Annotated in this window: 12 protein-coding genes and 1 pseudogene; 10 read left to right on the forward strand and 3 right to left on the reverse strand. The window is 63.6% G+C overall.

Annotated features, from left to right (window positions below; genetic code table 11):
• The first annotated feature begins 18 nt into the window (after positions 1-18).
• Together C461_RS09195 and C461_RS09200 are read left to right on the forward strand one after the other, a co-directional pair.
• On the forward strand, positions 19-1,503 hold the full coding sequence (locus C461_RS09195; protein ID WP_049906492.1) for a proton-conducting transporter transmembrane domain-containing protein: 1,485 nt from the start codon (positions 19-21) through the stop codon (positions 1,501-1,503).
• Positions 1,493-3,898, forward strand: coding sequence for a DUF2309 domain-containing protein (locus C461_RS09200; RefSeq protein ID WP_008000610.1), 2,406 nt, complete (start codon positions 1,493-1,495; stop codon positions 3,896-3,898). The genes C461_RS09195 and C461_RS09200 overlap by 11 nt, the downstream gene beginning before the upstream one ends.
• Positions 3,899-3,959: 61 nt before the next feature.
• On the opposite strand, the pseudogene C461_RS15130 reads toward C461_RS09200, so the two are convergent.
• Positions 3,960-4,127: pseudogene (locus C461_RS15130) on the reverse strand (restriction endonuclease); the annotation flags it as partial.
• 291 nt (positions 4,128-4,418) lie between these two features.
• Between C461_RS15130 and C461_RS09205 the strand changes: the two are divergent.
• Positions 4,419-4,655 carry a DUF4242 domain-containing protein gene (locus C461_RS09205; RefSeq protein ID WP_049906500.1) on the forward strand — a complete coding sequence of 79 codons (237 nt, stop codon included), beginning with the start codon at positions 4,419-4,421 and terminating at the stop codon, positions 4,653-4,655.
• A gap of 150 nt (positions 4,656-4,805) precedes the next feature.
• On the opposite strand, the gene C461_RS09210 is transcribed toward C461_RS09205, so the two are convergent.
• Positions 4,806-5,192: a thiol-disulfide oxidoreductase DCC family protein gene (locus tag C461_RS09210; protein ID WP_008000613.1), complete on the reverse strand. Its 387-nt coding sequence runs from the start codon at positions 5,190-5,192 to the stop codon at positions 4,806-4,808.
• Positions 5,193-5,381: 189 nt separating this feature from the next.
• Here C461_RS09210 and C461_RS09215 point away from each other — a divergent pair, with 189 nt between their 5' ends.
• Entirely contained in the window at positions 5,382-6,017 is a 636-nt protein-coding gene (locus C461_RS09215) for an SOUL family heme-binding protein (RefSeq protein WP_008000615.1), read from the forward strand.
• A 1,025-nt stretch (positions 6,018-7,042) separates the two neighbouring features.
• Here the strand turns inward: C461_RS09215 and C461_RS09225 are convergent.
• Positions 7,043-8,005 (reverse strand): hypothetical protein, encoded by a 963-nt coding sequence (locus tag C461_RS09225; protein WP_152418375.1) that lies wholly within the window; start codon positions 8,003-8,005, stop codon positions 7,043-7,045.
• Positions 8,006-8,174: 169 nt separating this feature from the next.
• Here C461_RS09225 and C461_RS09230 point away from each other — a divergent pair, with 169 nt between their 5' ends.
• From C461_RS09230 to C461_RS09255, 6 genes are all read left to right on the forward strand, one after another.
• Entirely contained in the window at positions 8,175-10,229 is a 2,055-nt protein-coding gene (locus C461_RS09230; RefSeq protein ID WP_239639108.1) for a glycoside hydrolase family 15 protein, read from the forward strand.
• Positions 10,230-10,561: 332 nt separating this feature from the next.
• Positions 10,562-11,746 carry a bifunctional sugar-1-phosphate nucleotidylyltransferase/acetyltransferase gene (gene glmU / locus C461_RS09235; RefSeq protein ID WP_049906495.1) on the forward strand — a complete coding sequence of 395 codons (1,185 nt, stop codon included), beginning with the start codon at positions 10,562-10,564 and terminating at the stop codon, positions 11,744-11,746.
• A gap of 159 nt (positions 11,747-11,905) precedes the next feature.
• Entirely contained in the window at positions 11,906-12,313 is a 408-nt protein-coding gene (locus tag C461_RS09240; protein WP_008000624.1) for an NUDIX hydrolase, read from the forward strand.
• A gap of 361 nt (positions 12,314-12,674) precedes the next feature.
• Positions 12,675-13,685 (forward strand): Gfo/Idh/MocA family protein, encoded by a 1,011-nt coding sequence (locus C461_RS09245; protein WP_080506273.1) that lies wholly within the window; start codon positions 12,675-12,677, stop codon positions 13,683-13,685.
• Positions 13,682-14,605, forward strand: coding sequence for an NAD-dependent epimerase/dehydratase family protein (locus C461_RS09250; protein ID WP_008000628.1), 924 nt, complete (start codon positions 13,682-13,684; stop codon positions 14,603-14,605). Before C461_RS09245 ends, C461_RS09250 begins: the two co-directional genes overlap by 4 nt.
• Before the next feature lie 51 nt (positions 14,606-14,656).
• On the forward strand, positions 14,657-16,072 hold the full coding sequence (locus tag C461_RS09255; protein ID WP_008000630.1) for a flippase: 1,416 nt from the start codon (positions 14,657-14,659) through the stop codon (positions 16,070-16,072).
• Positions 16,073-16,078: the final 6 nt, after the last annotated feature.

The raw sequence follows: 16,078 nt of genomic DNA on the forward strand, positions 1-16,078 counted from the left end.
CGTATGATGGACTGAACGATGTCAGGACACAGTTCGAAACAGACTGTCGGAGCGCTCCCGGACACGACGGTGGAATCGTCGGTCGTGCCCGTGGCACTAACGTGGGCCGTGTGGTCGCTGTTCGCGGCGAGCGTCGTCGTCCTCATCGCCCGACTCCGGATCGGCGGCGCGTGGGAGATCCCCGGCGTCGTCGCCATCGACGGTCTGACCGTGCTGATGTGGGTGGTCGTCACCTTCTTCAGCGGCATCGTTCACAGCTACTCGCGTCGCTACATGGCCGGTAGCGCCCACGAAACCGGCTTCTTCCTCGCCGTGTTTGGTTTCACGGTCGCCGTGATCGGCCTCGTGGCCGCCGATCACTTCGCCGTCTTCGCCCTCCTGTGGCTGGCGATGGGTCTGGTGATGGCGCGCCTCATCGGCACCGTCGACGGCTGGGCGCAGGCACGGGCCGCCGCGAGCGTCGCCCGCAAATACTTCCTCGCCAGCAGCGCGCTCCTCGGCGTCGCGTTGACCGCGCTGTGGTGGGCGACCGGCGAGACGTCGGTCTCCGGCGTCGCCGCGACCGCCGACACCCTCGGCGGACCGGTGTGGCTCGTCGCCGCGGTCGCACTCGTCCTCGCGGCGATGATTCAGTCCGCGCTCGTCCCGTTCCACGGCTGGCTCCTCTCCTCGATGACCGCCCCGACGCCCGCCTCGGCGCTGATGCACGCCGGGTTCGTCAACGCCGGCGGCATCTTGCTGACGCGTTTCGCTCCGGTCGTGACCGTCGACGCGACACTCATGCTCGGAATCGTGGCCGTCGGCGCAACGAGCGCCTTGGTCGGGAAGCTGCTCAAAACCATCCAGTCAGACGTCAAGACCGAGCTGGGCTGCTCGACGGTGGGGCAGATGGGCTTTATGATCATGCAGGCCGGTCTCGGCTTCTTCGGAGCCGCGATCACCCACCTCATCCTCCACGGCTTCTACAAGGCGTATCACTTCCTCAGCGCGGGCGAACGGGTCGAGCACACGAGCCCGACTGCGAGCGACACTCACGAGACGAGTGTCACGGGCGCCGCGATCATCTTGCTCACCGGCCTCGCAGGCGGTGGACTGTTCGCCGTGCTCACGGGGAAAGGAACGAGCGTCGACAGCGGGCTCCTCCTCGCGGTGTTCGTCGTGCTCACCACGATGCACGCCGCCCGCACCGCCGTCGAGCAGGCCTCGCTTCCGTCGACGGCTCGCTACGGCGCGATACCGCTGGTCTTCATCCCGGCGATCGCCGTCTACGCGCTCGTCTACGAAGCGGTCTCGGGCGTCCTGTCCGGACTTCCGGTCGTCGCGGCCCCGACCGAACTGAGCGCGCTCCACGCGCTCGTCGCCGGCGTCTTCCTCCTCACGTACGTCGGGATCGAAACGGGAGTCCACGAACGCAGCCAGCGCCTCTACGTCGCGCTGTTGAACGCGAGCCAACCCGCTTCCAGCACCGTGCTGACTGCCAGGGAGGACTACAATGAGTACTGAACACACCCTCGAAGACAGCATCGACAAGGCAGCGACCACCGTCGGGTCGGTCTGGCCGATTCACTCGTTCGTGACGGCCAACCCGCTCTCCGGATTTGAAGACATGCCGTTCAGCAAGGCCGTCACCCAGGCTGCGGACCTTTTCGGCGGTCGCGGTTATCCGACCCCGGAGACGTTCCACGCGGCCCTCGAAGGCGGGCAGATCGACCCCGAGCTGCTCGCCTCGGAGCTGGCCGCGCGCGGGTACGAGGACGACCCTGAAACGCTGCTGGACCGCATGGACGCGAACGTCGAACCAGCGCGTCCGAACGCCGACCTCGAGCAAGCCGACCACGTGCTGACGAAGTGGCTGTCGGCGTTCCTCGACGAGGGCCAGGCGCAGTGGCCGATGCCGAACCGCGAAGACGGGTTCTACAGTGCCTTCCGGTCGGTGGCGGCGCACGACGGCCAGATCCCCGACAAGGGGGTCATCGCCGACCTGCCCGAATCGCCGATCGAAGCGATCGAGTCGGTGTTGGCGTCGTATCCAGAGAGTCAGTGGGAACCCATCTTCGAAGAGCAGTTCGCCGCGCTCCCCGGATGGACCGGGTTCGTCAAACAACGCGCCGCCGACGACGGCGCGTGGCAGTCGACGTACCCCATCACGCTGGAAGGGTATCTCGCGGCGCGCCTCGCGCTGCTGGACGGGTTCGACGCCGATATCGAACCGGCGACCGGTCCCGACAGCGCCGGAGACGAGGCCACCGATGAGATCGCCGACGCGTTCCTGAGCGCGTGGGAAGCGAGCTACCGTGGCGACGTCGTTGAACGCGTCGCCGAAGAGAGCGCCGCCATCGCCGACCGCGACCCCTCCGGTCGCCCAGACGCGCAGCTGGTCTTCTGTATCGACACGCGCTCGGAGGTGCTTCGCCGTCACATCGAGGAGACGGGCGACTACGAAACGCACGGGTACGCCGGCTTCTTCGGCATCCCCATGCAGTACCAGGGGTACGATTCCGAGGTGTCGGTCGACGCCTGTCCGCCGATTCTCGACCCGCAGCACCGCGTCTCCGAGATCCCGACCGACAGAGACGCACAGGCGAGTCACAACCGCTGGTCGGGGCTCCGCGAGGCCGCGAGCGAGGTGATCGAGACGCTGAAGACGAACCCGGCCACCGCCTTCGGCTTCGTCGAGAGCGCCGGCAGCGGGTACGGGCTGGCGCTCGCGGCCCGTACCCTCGCGCCCGGCCGCGTCTCCGACCTGCTCGACACCGCCGACGACGTGAGCCCCGACACCCACGCGTTCTGCGAGCAGACCGTCCACCATCAACACACCTACGTCGGCGATCTCCCCGTGGGGCTGACCCACGAGGAGAAAGTCGAGTACGCGGCGACAGCGTTCGAGCTGATGGGTTGGGAGGAGTTCGGTCGCCTCGTCGTGTTCACGGGCCACACCAGCGAGACGGCGAACAACCCGTACGACTCGAGTTTGGACTGCGGCGCCTGTGCCGGCAACGCCGGTGGCCCGAACGCCCGCGTTCTCGCGGCGATCTGTAACGACGACGCCGTCACGGCCGCACTCCGCGACCGCGGGTTCGACGTCCCCGAGGACACGGTCTTCGTCGCCGGCCAGCACAACACGACGACCGACGAGGTGGAACTGTTCGCCACCGACGTCCCCGAGAGCCACGCGGACGACCTCGAACAGCTGCGTGGGAACCTCGCGACCGCCCGCGAGAACGCGACCGCCGAGCGCGCCGCGTCGATGGGGACCGACGGCTCGATGAGCGTCGATGAGACGGCACGCCGCGCCGCCGACTGGGCCGAAACGCGTCCCGAGTGGGGACTGGCCGGCAACGCCGGCTTCGTCGTCGGCCCCCGCGAACTGACGAGCGACATCGATCTCGACGGGCGCGCCTTCCTCCACTCGTACGATTGGACGACGGACCCCGACGGCGACGCGCTCGAAGCGATCTTCACGGGCCCCATGGTCGTCACCCAGTGGATCAACGCCCAGTACTACTTCTCGACGGTCGACAACGCCGTCTACGGGAGCGGATCGAAGATAACGCAGAACCCCGTCGGCAACGTCGGCGTCTATCAGGGCAACGGCGGCGACCTGATGACCGGCCTCCCGCTGCAGTCGCTGATGGCTGCCGACGACAACCCGCACCACCAGCCACTCCGCCTCTCGACGATCGTTCACGCGCCGGTCGACCGCGTCACCGACGTCCTCGCTGAGCACGAGGAGCTGACCGAACTGCTGGACAACGACTGGCTCTCGCTGACGGTCGTAGACCCGACGCAGGACCACCGCGCGTTCCACTACGAGGACGCGTTAACGTGGAGCCCGCTGTTCGAACAGCCCGAACCCCCCTCGGAGGCACCGACCGTTCCCGCCGTCGCGGACGACTGATACCGAACCGGTCTCGAGTCCGATCAGACGCCGCACTAACGGCTATTCCGAGTACGACGAGCACGACGACACTCCGACGAGTCCCGTCAACGACCGCTTCGATCAAAATGTCGCGCCCCTCGTCAGCCGTCCGTTCGGCCTGCCGCACGTTCTCGTACCCGAGATTCCGGAAGATATCCTCCACCACGTCCTCGAACTCGAATCCGGAGAGATCGTCAAGCACAGCCATCAGACGTACACCAACAATCTCGGTTCCGCGGTAAAGGTTCTACTGGCTCCGTTGGCTTTGTTAAAATCCTATTCTTCAAACATATTATAAACTGACACAGCTGGTCGGTGAAGAGTGCATACTTTGCGGCTGGATCGCAAGAGGGGTGATGTTTGGCCGATACCGATTGTCGATTTACCGACTAATCCATCTGGACGTTCTGCCGCCCGAATAAGTGCGACGTACCGAAAAATAGGTCTTCATAACTAACCGTGGGCATTTCTCATGTTGAGATGTACCATGCCACTCTATATGGACGTTCATAGAGATGTTGATGCAAGCGTTGAGGATGTTGTTGATGCTCACAAAAAAGATCTCGAAACGCAGGAGAAACACGGTGTGAAATACTTGAATTATTGGGTAGATGAAGACGAGGGAGCCGTCTTTTGCCTCTTTGAGGGCCCCAGCAAAGAAGCGGGTGAGAAAGTCCACAAAGAGGCCCACGGTCTCACTGCAGACGAGATCTTCGAAGTCGAACAGGGAGAGTGAATCAAGCCTCCCGAATCACCCACCTGTGACAACTCGCAATAATTCGCGTTGTATCTCGCACGCAATCTCTGACACAATGCAGTCGAATTGTGCTCTGCACCATCTGTACTGACCAGACCAAGCCAACATGTGCGGCAGAACGGTTTTTTTTTATTTCGATTGGGAACCGGAGAGGCTTCCCTCGACGTGTTCGCAGGACCGAAACCGCCCCCAAATCGATCGGCGGTCGGCGACGAACCGGTAGCCGCGTTCCCGGATTCGTCCCCAACCGGGAAGCAGACGCGCTGTGTGAACGAGACGTCGACCGACGATCCCACACCGGCTGACGCACTGTTCAAGCGCTCGGCCGCAGGAATATACCGCGTCGTCGGTCAGCAGGTGCATGCAGGTGTCGTAGTCGTCCGGAAGCCGCGCCTTCTGATCCGGTGTGAGTTCGCTGAACCCGATCGGATCGAACGTACCGAACCGCAACAGCCACCGCGTCATATACATACAGAAGCCGCAGTCGTCGTCGTACACGAGGCGTGGAGTAGCCATACAGACGATTTGGAGCGCTCGCTATTTTATGTTCTCCCAACAGGTGACCAACACGCGCGGTGTATATCGTGCGGTATCCACACCACGATCCGCATGGCTAGCGAACCATCCCGACACGTGCGCGCCCCGTATTGACCACAAAGTGAAACAGAGCAGTCGGTTAATCCGTGTGGATGACTAACGTGTTGTATGAGGTCGATCACGAAAGCGATACTCGTCGGTGGTGGCGTGGTGTTCGCCGGGTGGGTCGGGTGGGGCATTTACTCGACCAAGAAGGCGAAATCAGTTCCGTATGAACGGCTCCGAACGCTGAACGGCAGCGAGCTTCGCCGCTATCCCCAGACGATGCTCGTCGAAACGACGGCACCAAACCAGCGAACCGCATTCCGACGGCTCTTCAGATACATCTCGGGAGCCAACCAAAGCAACGAGTCGGTCTCGATGACTGCCCCCGTCGAAACCCAATCCGGAGCGTCGATTGCGATGACCACCCCCGTCCGCTCAGACGCGACCGGAACCGACGCAGAGACGGTCCGAATGGCGTTCTACCTCCCCGCCGAGTACACTCCTGACACGGCGCCGGAACCGACGGAAGACGAGGTCACACTCGTCACCGAACCACCGAAGACAGTCGCCGTGAATCGGTTTTCTTGGTACACGCCGGAGTGGCGCGTCACACGGCGAACACGGAAGCTGCTCTCCACACTCGACCGTGAAGGCATCGACCCGAAGGGAGAGCCGTACCTCCTCCGGTATAACGACCCGTGGACACCGCCGTTTATGCGGCGAAACGAAGTGGCAGTAGCGGTAGCCGAGGAGAACTAACCGTCGAACTGATCGAGTCGCTCGCCACCGTCGAAACCGCTGTCGCTGGCGGTTCAGCACCCTCCGCGGAATATGACACGCGTCTCTCGCACAGCATCGCCGTCAGACTCGATCAAATCGGACCGATCAACGCCGGTGATTCACGACATGACTGACGTGCCGGCTCACTCGGTGACGTTCCCCGCCGGAGTCGTCGGTTCGTGACACGGTAGAACGCCTGCGGTGGTGGATAACGGAACGAGACCGCCGACAGTTGGCGGCTCGTGGCCGCTAGCGGACGATTCGCTACCTACTGAAGCGACAGCGACGCTGGGACGTCCACCCGGCCAGCGCTCCGATGGGGACCAGCACAACGCTGACGAGCGGACTCCACGCAGTAGCAACGGTTCGAGCGACGCCGACAGCGGCCCACAGCGGTGCCGGGTAGGATTGTAGTGCGTACTGAAACTCCTGCCCGGTAATGACACTGAGAAGGAGTGGAAACAGAAGCACGTACACAGCCACCAGTACCGGTACAAGTACCACGATACAGAGGGCCAGCAGGCCGCCCGCGATCGCACCCTGTTTCGGGGTAGACACCTGAGACATAACGCGTCTCCACAAAAAGAGACCAACCACGAATCCGGCGACGACTGTAAATTGTGGCGCGTACCCGGTCCAGTACTGTGCGTCCGCGGTAAGCTGTGATGGACTGACCTCCAGCACGAGCTGATAACAGAGGGAAGCGACGAGTGCCGCAGACGCCGCGACAATCCCCGTCCCGATGTCTTGCCGCCGCCATCTCCTCACGTTCCGATGCCACGCAGCCATATCACTTCGTAAGGGGCGTGAGAATATAACTGAGTGCCAGCGCTCAGAGAGGTATCTCCGCTGTATTTAGCAGCCAGTTCCTGTCTGTTTCAGCTGATCTCAACGGAGCCACCAGGTACAAACTCCCCGTCACCGGTGACAGCCATCGTGCGATCGGCGCGGCGAAACACGTCTGTGGCTCATCCGTTGCGATCCGCGCTGTCTGTCACCCGTGGTTACTGACTGGCGGCCGCGTCGGAAGCGGAACAGAACCGCTTCCAGAACGGGTGGGCAAACAGCTCACCGATGGTCTGGTCTCGGATAGCCCGTAGTCTGTCTTCGGTCGGCACTGCGGCGCCGCTGACCGACCGAAGCGGTGCCGGGACCGCCCCAGGGAAAGTTTGGACGAAGTCGGACCACGTCACGCCGGCAGGCCATCGACCCGCTTTGAGATGTCCCGCGTCGAGCAGCGCGTCGGTCGGGATCCGTCCATCGACGAGCGCGGCGAACGCCTCGTCATCGACGACACCGAAGCCGGTGGGCGTTCGTGGGAGGGCGGCATGCCAGTCCAGTTCCGGCAGTAACGGGACGTCGTACTCCCGCGCGTATCTTCTGACCGGGTGAGCCGTGTGTTTCCCCTGTGCGAGGACGTTCAGCGGGGCCGGATAGCCGGTCGTATACCCAAGCGCGACAGCGAACGGCTCCTCGACTATCCGGTCCAGAACGCTCCGGAGATGCGCGTCGGAGAAGCCGAGTTTCGGGAACCGCGGATGGGCAGGGGCGACCCAAGCGGCCTCGCGGCCGAGTTCGCACAGTTCGTCGAGTGAGCACGCTCGGGCTGGCGGACGATCTTCTATCGGCAATCCGCAGACGGTTACGTGGCTATTGTCCGTCTCCACGGAGGTCTCGATACCGTTGATAACCGCCCCACGGCTGCCGGCCACCGTGAAGACAGCGTGCGACTCGAACCGATCGATTGTGCCACCGCGCTCGAAAACGCGTTCGGCCAACCGATCGAACCGATCGGGGTCAGCCCGCCAATGTTCGGTGCGCGTGAAAACCACGTCGAGGGTCGGTGGTGCAGCACCCACCATCGAAACGTAATCCGCGTGATGTATCCCGTTTGTGTGGCCCCTAACATCGCGTTCAGCGTAGTTCGAATCCGCCGTGTGAGTGTGGTGACAGAGTATTGTCGGCATGTTAGCCCTCGCATTGAGAATACGGGATCGGTGATCGTATTTTAAGTGAACTACCGTCAAAGCGAGTTATAATGGTGTCCTTAACAGACCGTTTTACGAGTAACTCCGTGTTGAGGGTGACGCAGGTCCGGTGTGGACAGCGGGACAACGGTTGCCGGGAGAGACAGCAGTGACTGACTCAGAACGACCGTTCGCGCCTCGGCCGAGCGATAAGGATGCAATCGTGAGCGCGCCGTTCGGAGGCGGCCGCAACGTGCTTGCAGCGGTAAATAAATACCCTGGAACCCACCACCGCGCGTGGAATGGGGCGCTTATCGAGGAGGTTTCAGCGTTCCGTCTCGACGTCGAACAGCTCTACGACGTACACGTACTGTTGAGCCGAACGGACTCAGGGGTTACTCTCGACGTACGAAACGATGCGGTTGCGAGCACCACCGGCTACACCTCAAGCCGTGTCCCCGAAATCAAGATCCACAACGACTTCCGGTTCCCCGACGGTGAGGGAGCAGCCCTAGACCAACGAGTGCTCGTCAGTCCGAACACGCCGACGTTGTTGATCGACAATCGCGCCCGCTTCGAAGACGCGCGGGGTCACTCACTGTTCACACTGGCCAGCCTCGGAATGGACGACATTCGAACCGGCAACGATGTCGAAGAGGCGGCTCGTCGACACGTGAGTGGCTACGATTTTATTATTGCTCACGACGGGAACCGGTACCTCGCGATCGCACAGCGAAACCCGGAGACGGGCCAAACAACGTTCGACGGTCAGCGAATCGGCCTCCAAGGCGTCGAGTCGGGGCCGGACCGCAGTGCGTGGCAGGACCTGTATGTTGACGGAACCGGGACGCTCACCGAGACGACGGAGAAGGAAGGCAAAGTAGACGCCGCCATCGGACTCCATGCGGGGAGGGAGACCGACGTTCGCTGGACGACCGGAATCGGGTTTGGAAAGAGCGAGCGGGAGGCTATCGATAACGTCCGCTGGACACTGGATGCCGGGTATGAGCGCGAGCGAGCGACCTTCGAGGCGGTCTGGGAGGCGTGGTATGCGAACCTCTCACTGTCGCCTCCGGCCGACGCCACTGCGCGGGAGCTATACGAACTCTCGGTGACGAGCATCAAGTGTGCTCAAGACCGCCTCGGCGGCATCATCGCTGGGGCGTTCAAGCCAGAGCAGTTCTCCTATCGCTACATCTGGCCACGGGACCTAGTTATCATGATACAAGCCCTCTCGTCGATTGGCGCGATGCCCGAAGCCCGCCGGGCTTTGGACTGGCTTGATCACGTGCAGATCGACAGCCACACCACCGATAAACGAGACATCGACCGCTACGGCACGTGGTGGCAGAACTACTACGCTGACGGGAGCGACCACTGGCAAGAGCTCCAACTCGATCAGGTCGGCGGGCCGATTTACGCCCACTGGCTCCTCTACGAGGAGACCGGTGATAACGCACTATTGGAGGCTCACTACCCCATGAGCCGTCGAGCAGCGGACTTCCTGCTGTCGTGGGATCAGGACGGGTTCCCGAAACGACACCAAGATCCCTGGGAGGAGATCTGGGGCCACACGACAGAGGGGTCGGCGGCCGCTATCGCCGGACTCCGATCGATGGCAGAGCTCGCCTCGGCAGCCGGCGACGACGCCTACGCCAAGCGCTGCCGCGAGCGCGCCGCCACGTGGGCGAGTAATTTCCGTGAGTACTGTTTCGAGGAGGACGGGTTATTGGGCGCGCACTACGTCACGGCGAGCGATCCCGAGTACCCGGACTGGCCTCCAGCAGACCGCCGTCCTGATGGCGCTGTCTTCATGGCATACTGGCCGTGGAACGTCGTTGCAGCCGACGACGAGACGATGGTGTCGACGGTCGAACACGCCACCGACACTGCGTGGCGCGCCAAACGAACACCGTGTCTGGGACGGTATCCCGGAGACGATTACACGCCGACCGGAGTTGACGAGGACGGCGGCTGGCCCATCTGTGAGGCCTACGCCGACATGGTTCGCTGGCAGAGCGGCCGCGACACCGATGCGGTCTCCGACTACGTCCACCACCACGCCCCGGAATGGGTGACGAGCGCAAACCTCCTCCCCGAACGCGTCGACGGGGCCGGTCGCCCTCGCTGGAACGCCAACCTCCTGTGGAGCCAAGCGACCTACGTGTTACTCGCAGAGAGCATGCGCCGTGGTGAACCGTACGGAATGGCACCCGGACGTTAAGTCGCTGGCGGACTACCCCACCCTACTCGCTCACGGCTGACGCCGTTTGCTCCTTGAGGGAGGCGTAGCGTAACTTCATTTTCTCCGACGATCAGGACCGAAGGTGGGGACGTTGGCAGGCGCAAATGGAGCTTTACAATCCGTTCGAAGCCGTATCCGAGCTCACAGCAGTCAGTGAACCGCTTCGGGATCGAGCCGCACCAGATTCGTTCTCTCCGAGCCTCATCGTGATATTCGCACTCTTCAGCGACCGAGCGGGTCACCTCTTTGGTACATCATATGACATCAGCGAAATGCACAATTGATATCCATTCGCGCGCTGAGCCCGACCTATGCAAACAGTTGTGCTCGCTGCCGGATCGGGAACGCGTATGCGTCCCCTCACGGAGACGCAGCCGAAGCCGACGCTTCCGGTCGCCGGTCGTCCGCTGATCGGTCACACGCTCGCCGCTGCTGTCGACGCCGGTGCCTCGAGACTGATCGTCGTCGTCAGTCCGGAAACGACGGCCGTGCAAGCGGCCATCGGGGACACGGTCGACGGCGTACCCGTCGAGTACGTCACCCAAACCGAACAGCGCGGAACTGCCGACGCCGTGGCCGTCGCGGTCGATACGCTCGCACCGGAGCCATTCGTCGTGCTGAACGGGGACTCCCTGTACGATGAGGGCACCTTGGCGACGCTCTACGAGTCGACGCCGGCGGTCGGTTCCTTCCGGGTCGACGATCCGCGGTCATACGGCGTTCTCACGGTCACTGACGGGCGAGTCACGGGAGTGGTCGAGAAGCCGGCCACCCCCCAGAGCAACCTGATCAACGCCGGGGCCTATGCGCTCCCGGCGGACGTCCAACAGTGGCTCGACGTTCCCGAAAGCGAACGCGGCGAGCTCGAGTTCACGGACGTCCTCTCGCGGGTGTGTGAAGCCTTCGAGGTGACGTCGGTCACCTTCGAACGGTGGCTCGATGTGGGTCGACCCTGGGATCTGCTCGCGGCCAACGAGTGGAAAGTCCACGAGGCCGAGCCGACGATCGAGGGAACGGTCCACGAGGACGCGACCCTCTCCGGGAACGTCCACGTCGCCGCCGGAGCAACGGTCCGATCCGGTGTCGTCATCGATGGACCTGCATATCTCGACAGCGGTGCGAGCGTCGGTCCGAATGCCTATATCCGCGGTGCCACCTACGTCGGCCCCGGCGCGAAGGTGGGACACGCCGTCGAGGTGAAAAACAGCGTCTTCATGGCCGACGCGACCGTCGGGCACCTCTCCTACGTCGGCGATAGTATTCTCGGGCGTGAGACGAATTTCGGTGCCGGAACGAAGGTCGCAAACCTCCGTCACGACGGCCAGCCGGTACAACTTACTGTGAAAGGCGAGCGCGTCTCTACGGGCCGGCGAAAGTTCGGTGTTGTTCTCGGAGACGGCGCGAAGACCGGCATCAACACCAGTCTCAACGCCGGTGTCACCTTGTCTACTGGGGCAGCTACCACGCCGGGAGAGGTCGTCACCCGAGATAGATAAGACGCCGAGCAGAGGCCGTCCCCTCTCGCGAAGATTCTCCCGTTCTCTCTGTGCCGAACTCCGAGGCGTTCGCCTCGGACGCAGCTGTTAATACGAGCTTATAGTTCGGGTCGACCACCGATCGGTAGACTAACACCTCCGTTGAGGCATCAGCAAAACATGGACACACAGTTCCTCGAAGCGACGGTGAGTATCCGCGGTGTCATCCGTCGACCGGACGACCAGGTACTCACTATTCGCCGATCGAGCGACGGTGGATGGGAACTGCCTGGTGGTCGACTCCACCGCGGGGAAGCCGTGCTGGACTGCCTGCACCGTGAGATACGCGAGGAAACCGGACTGGCGGTCGCGATCCGCCGACCGGTCGAGGCCGTATCGTGGCAGAATGCCGCCGGGAAGGACCGATTTGCGGTGTATTACGACTGTGCGACCGATGAGTCCGGGGTGACGCTGAGCGACGAACACACCGAGTCCGAATGGACCTCGAAAGCGACCGCCTGCGAGCGGTTGAGCGAGGTACAGGCGACGGCGACGCGCCGAGCGACGCAGCCTGAAGCGACGAAGTGAGAGGCCCTCCTGTTTCGACGGGGGAGAAGAGGCGGACGACGGCGTCGACCGCCTCCTCGTAGGCGTTGAGCCGTTCGTACCGCTCGAAGACGCTATCGGGGACCGGTGAGCGGCGAAGTCTTTCGCTCGTGCTGTTTGACGTCCGTGAGCGTTCGATGGACAGCGGCGGTGAGCGCAGTCAGACCGTGGGAATCCGAGACGGGGCTCCGAACCGTGTGGTTCCGTCTCGTCTTCGCGCCGGTTGGTGCGAGTGGCCGCCCCCGCGACAAGCGATAAGACCAGCTTAACGCGGACGGGAATCCGTCTCGTCACCGGAGAGAAACCCGGATGGCTTTATGGCGGACCCACCGGAAGCAACACTATGACTACACTGGCCGTCGGCGTCGTCGGCGCTGGATGGATGGCCACCGACTACCACGTGCCGGCGTTTACTTCTCATCCCCGAACCCGCGTCGTCGCGTTTGCCGAACGTGATGCCGACCGACGGTCGACGGTTGAAGAGGAGCTATCGGTACCGGGGTACGACGACATCTCCTCGATGCTCGCCGCGCACGATCTCGACATTGTGAGCATCTGTACTCCCCCTAGCACGCACGAAGCGATCTTTATCGCCGCGGTCGAGGCGGGCTGTCACGTCCTCTGTGAGAAGCCCCTAGCATTGTCGGCCGAGAGCGCGAGCCGGATGGCCGACGCGGCCGCCGCCGCCGACATCGTCACACAGATCGGCTACCTCCACCGATACTACCGGAACTACCAGCGAGCCATGACGATCCTGTCGAACGACCTGCTCGGCGACCTCGTCGAGATAACCGTTGCGCACCACTCGGCGCCGCCCTCCCAAGGCTGGTACTACAACCCCACCCTCTCTGGCGGCGGCGTCGCTCGCGACCTGTTTCCGCACTCGCTGGACGTGCTGTTCGAGCTGTTCGACGAATCGCCCGACGTAACCGACGCGAGCGTCCGGTACCTCCGAGACCGGAACGTCGAGGACGCCGCCCGCGCCTCGATGACCTTCGGCGACGTTCCCGTGGAGCTCTCGGCCACGTGGACTCAGACCGAGGGCGTCAGTCGCGTGCTCGTCGTCGGGACCGAGGGATGGCTGGAGCTCGACTCGAAGACCCTACAGGGGGACGTCCACGGACGCCCCTTCGAGTTCCAGCAGGGATCGCTCCCGCTGGTGGACCTCGGTATTGCGAACCTCTTTCCCGCGAGCGACGAGGACGCCCACACCGAACGCATCCACGACTTCGCCGACCACGCGGTGGCGGGCGACCCTGACACGTCGGCCCCCGTTGGCCGCGGTGTCGCGGTCGCGGAGGTCATCGACGCGGTGTACGAACGCAGCGGGGTCGACCCGAGGGGTGAACGATGAGGGTCCTCGTGACGGGGGCGACGGGGTTCATCGGGCTGAACCTCCTGGCGGCGTTAGAAGAGACCGACCACGAGCCGGTCGCAATGGTCCGTCCATCGTCGACGACCACGCGACTTCCCGACGGCGTCGACACGGTCGAGGCCGATCTCTCGGACACCGACTCCTTAACTACGGCGTTGGCGGACGTCGAGGGCGTCGTCCACCTTGCTGCGGCGGTCTACGACACCGCGTCGATGGCGACGGTCAACACATCCGGCACCGAACGACTCGTCGAAGCGGCGACGCGAGGCGACATCGACCGGTTCGTCTTCCTCAGCACCATCGGTGCCCACCCGGAGGTGCCGGCCGACGCCGAGTCGACGTACCAGCAGTCGAAGGTCGCCTCTGAAGAACTGCTGTTCGGCCGGGAGCACCCCTTCGAGGTGGCCGCCATCTATCCGACGTACATCTTCGGTCCGCGTGACTACCGCCTGACACGGTACGAGCACGTCCGACCCATCGCGACGAACCGCGTGCTCGTTCCGCCGCTGTACACCGACGCGAAGTACAACATCGTCCACGTCGACGATGTCGTCGGCACCGTCGGTCGCTGTCTCGACGGCGAGGCGACCGGCCGACAGCTCGTGACCGGGCCGAACCTCACGAACGGACAGGTGCTCAAGGCGATTGCGCGCCACACACCTGGCAAGTGTCGCGTGGTCACGGTCCCGTACGGCGCGATTCGGTGGGGGGTCAAACCCGCGATGGACCTCCTCCACCGGGTCGGAATCTCGCCGGTCCCGGGCGAAGGGTTCCTCGAACGCGGTGACTTCGGGACCGTCCGGCCAGCGCTCACCGAGCAGGCTCCGGTCGATCAGCGCCCTTGGGAGGCCGCGCTCAGCGAGACGGTCGAATGGTACGAAGCGGTCGGGTTGTTATAAATGAGCGGGCGTGGTCGCGGCTCCCTGTCACCGCCGCCGCTCCGAAGGACGATGAATCTCGCCCGGGCGAGTTCGTTGCTGTTCGGTGTCGAGCTGTTGAACACGGCGCTCGGCTTCTTCGGCACGGTGTACTTCGCCCGCGAGCTGGGCGCGACGCTGCTTGGCATCTTCTTCCTCTTCGAGGCGACGCTGTACACGATGGCGACCGTCGTCGACTTCGGACTGCGGGGGGCCGTCGAAAAGCGGATCAGCGCCGGCGACGACCCGGCCCAGATGTTCGGCGCGGCGGTCGTGTTGAAGGTTCTGCTTATCTTCGTCGTGTCGGTCTTCGTCTTGGCCGTCCGCGAACCGCTCGCCGGCTACGTCGGAACGGATCTCGCCGTGGAGCTGATCGGCGTCGTCATCGCGTTCGAGCTGTCGATGCTCGTCATCCACGTCCTCCAAGGAGAGCTACGGGTCGCCCAGACCGCGGTTCTCCACTTCCTCCGGAGTCTCACGTTCGTGACCGTCGCGGTCGGGCTCTTACAGTACGGCTACGGCGTCCGGGCGCTGGTGTACGCGCTGTTGGTCAGCTACACCGTCCTGCTCGTCGGCGGGATACTGCGAGTGTCGACGCCGGTGGCGCGTCCCGGTCGCCGCCATCTCCGGTCGCTGTACGACTACGCGAAGTTCAACGGCATCTGGGGGCTGGGCGGTCACGTCTACAACTGGATGGACGTCATCGTGATCGGGTTTTTCCTCTCGCAGGCCGCGGTCGGCGCCTATGAGTTGGCGTGGCGGTTGACGACGACGGCCATCATGTTCAGCACCGTCTTCGCTCGCGTTCTCTTCCCGCAGCTGTCGGCGTGGCAGGCGGACGGCGCAGTAGAGAAAGTGCGAGACCTCATCTCGGAGGCGATGACCGTCTCGTTGTTGTTGATCGTCCCCTCCGTGGTCGGCGTGACCGTCATCGGTCGAGAGATACTCGGCGTCATCTTCGGGCTCGAGTACACCATCGCCGCGGCGGCGTTCCTGGTGCTCATGATCGAGAAGCTCCCGCAGGCGGTGAACCTCGTCTTCGATAAGGCGATACAGGCGTTCGACCGGCCCAAATACGGAGCCATCGCCACGGTGGTCTCGTTGTCGATGAACATCACCCTGAACGTCCTTCTCGTCCCGCGATACGGCCTCGTCGGCGCCGCCGCAGCGACCCTGTTGTCGGTGATCGCTAACACGGCGATACTCGGCTATTACCTCGGTCGGCTCACCACCATTCGATTTCCGGTTCGGGACGTCGGCTGGACCGTGCTCGCCGCCGTCGGGATGGGTCTCGGCCTCGTTGGGCTCACGCAGATACTCACCGTCGATACGCCGCAGGCACTCCTCGCCGCGATCGGAGGGTCGGCGATCCTTTACGGCGCCGGCGTGCTCGCGGCGCCGCCGCTTCGAGCCAAAATCATCGAGAACGTTCGGAACGTGCCGGGATAATCCGCC

The sequence above is a fragment of the Halorubrum aidingense JCM 13560 genome (assembly GCF_000336995.1).
GTDB lineage: Archaea > Halobacteriota > Halobacteria > Halobacteriales > Haloferacaceae > Halorubrum > Halorubrum aidingense.

Excerpts from the sequence above, each read along its gene's own strand:
- C461_RS09195 (WP_049906492.1), top strand. The coding sequence starts at position 19 with ATGTCAGGACACAGTTCGAAACAGACTGTCGGAGCGCTCCCGGACACG.
- C461_RS09200 (WP_008000610.1), top strand. The coding sequence starts at position 1,493 with ATGAGTACTGAACACACCCTCGAAGACAGCATCGACAAGGCAGCGACC.
- C461_RS09205 (WP_049906500.1), top strand. The coding sequence starts at position 4,419 with ATGGACGTTCATAGAGATGTTGATGCAAGCGTTGAGGATGTTGTTGAT.
- C461_RS09210 (WP_008000613.1), bottom strand. The coding sequence starts at position 5,192 with ATGGCTACTCCACGCCTCGTGTACGACGACGACTGCGGCTTCTGTATG.
- C461_RS09215 (WP_008000615.1), top strand. The coding sequence starts at position 5,382 with ATGAGGTCGATCACGAAAGCGATACTCGTCGGTGGTGGCGTGGTGTTC.
- C461_RS09225 (WP_152418375.1), bottom strand. The coding sequence starts at position 8,005 with ATGCCGACAATACTCTGTCACCACACTCACACGGCGGATTCGAACTAC.
- glmU (WP_049906495.1), top strand. The coding sequence starts at position 10,562 with ATGCAAACAGTTGTGCTCGCTGCCGGATCGGGAACGCGTATGCGTCCC.
- C461_RS09240 (WP_008000624.1), top strand. The coding sequence starts at position 11,906 with ATGGACACACAGTTCCTCGAAGCGACGGTGAGTATCCGCGGTGTCATC.
- C461_RS09245 (WP_080506273.1), top strand. The coding sequence starts at position 12,675 with ATGACTACACTGGCCGTCGGCGTCGTCGGCGCTGGATGGATGGCCACC.
- C461_RS09250 (WP_008000628.1), top strand. The coding sequence starts at position 13,682 with ATGAGGGTCCTCGTGACGGGGGCGACGGGGTTCATCGGGCTGAACCTC.
- C461_RS09255 (WP_008000630.1), top strand. The coding sequence starts at position 14,657 with ATGAATCTCGCCCGGGCGAGTTCGTTGCTGTTCGGTGTCGAGCTGTTG.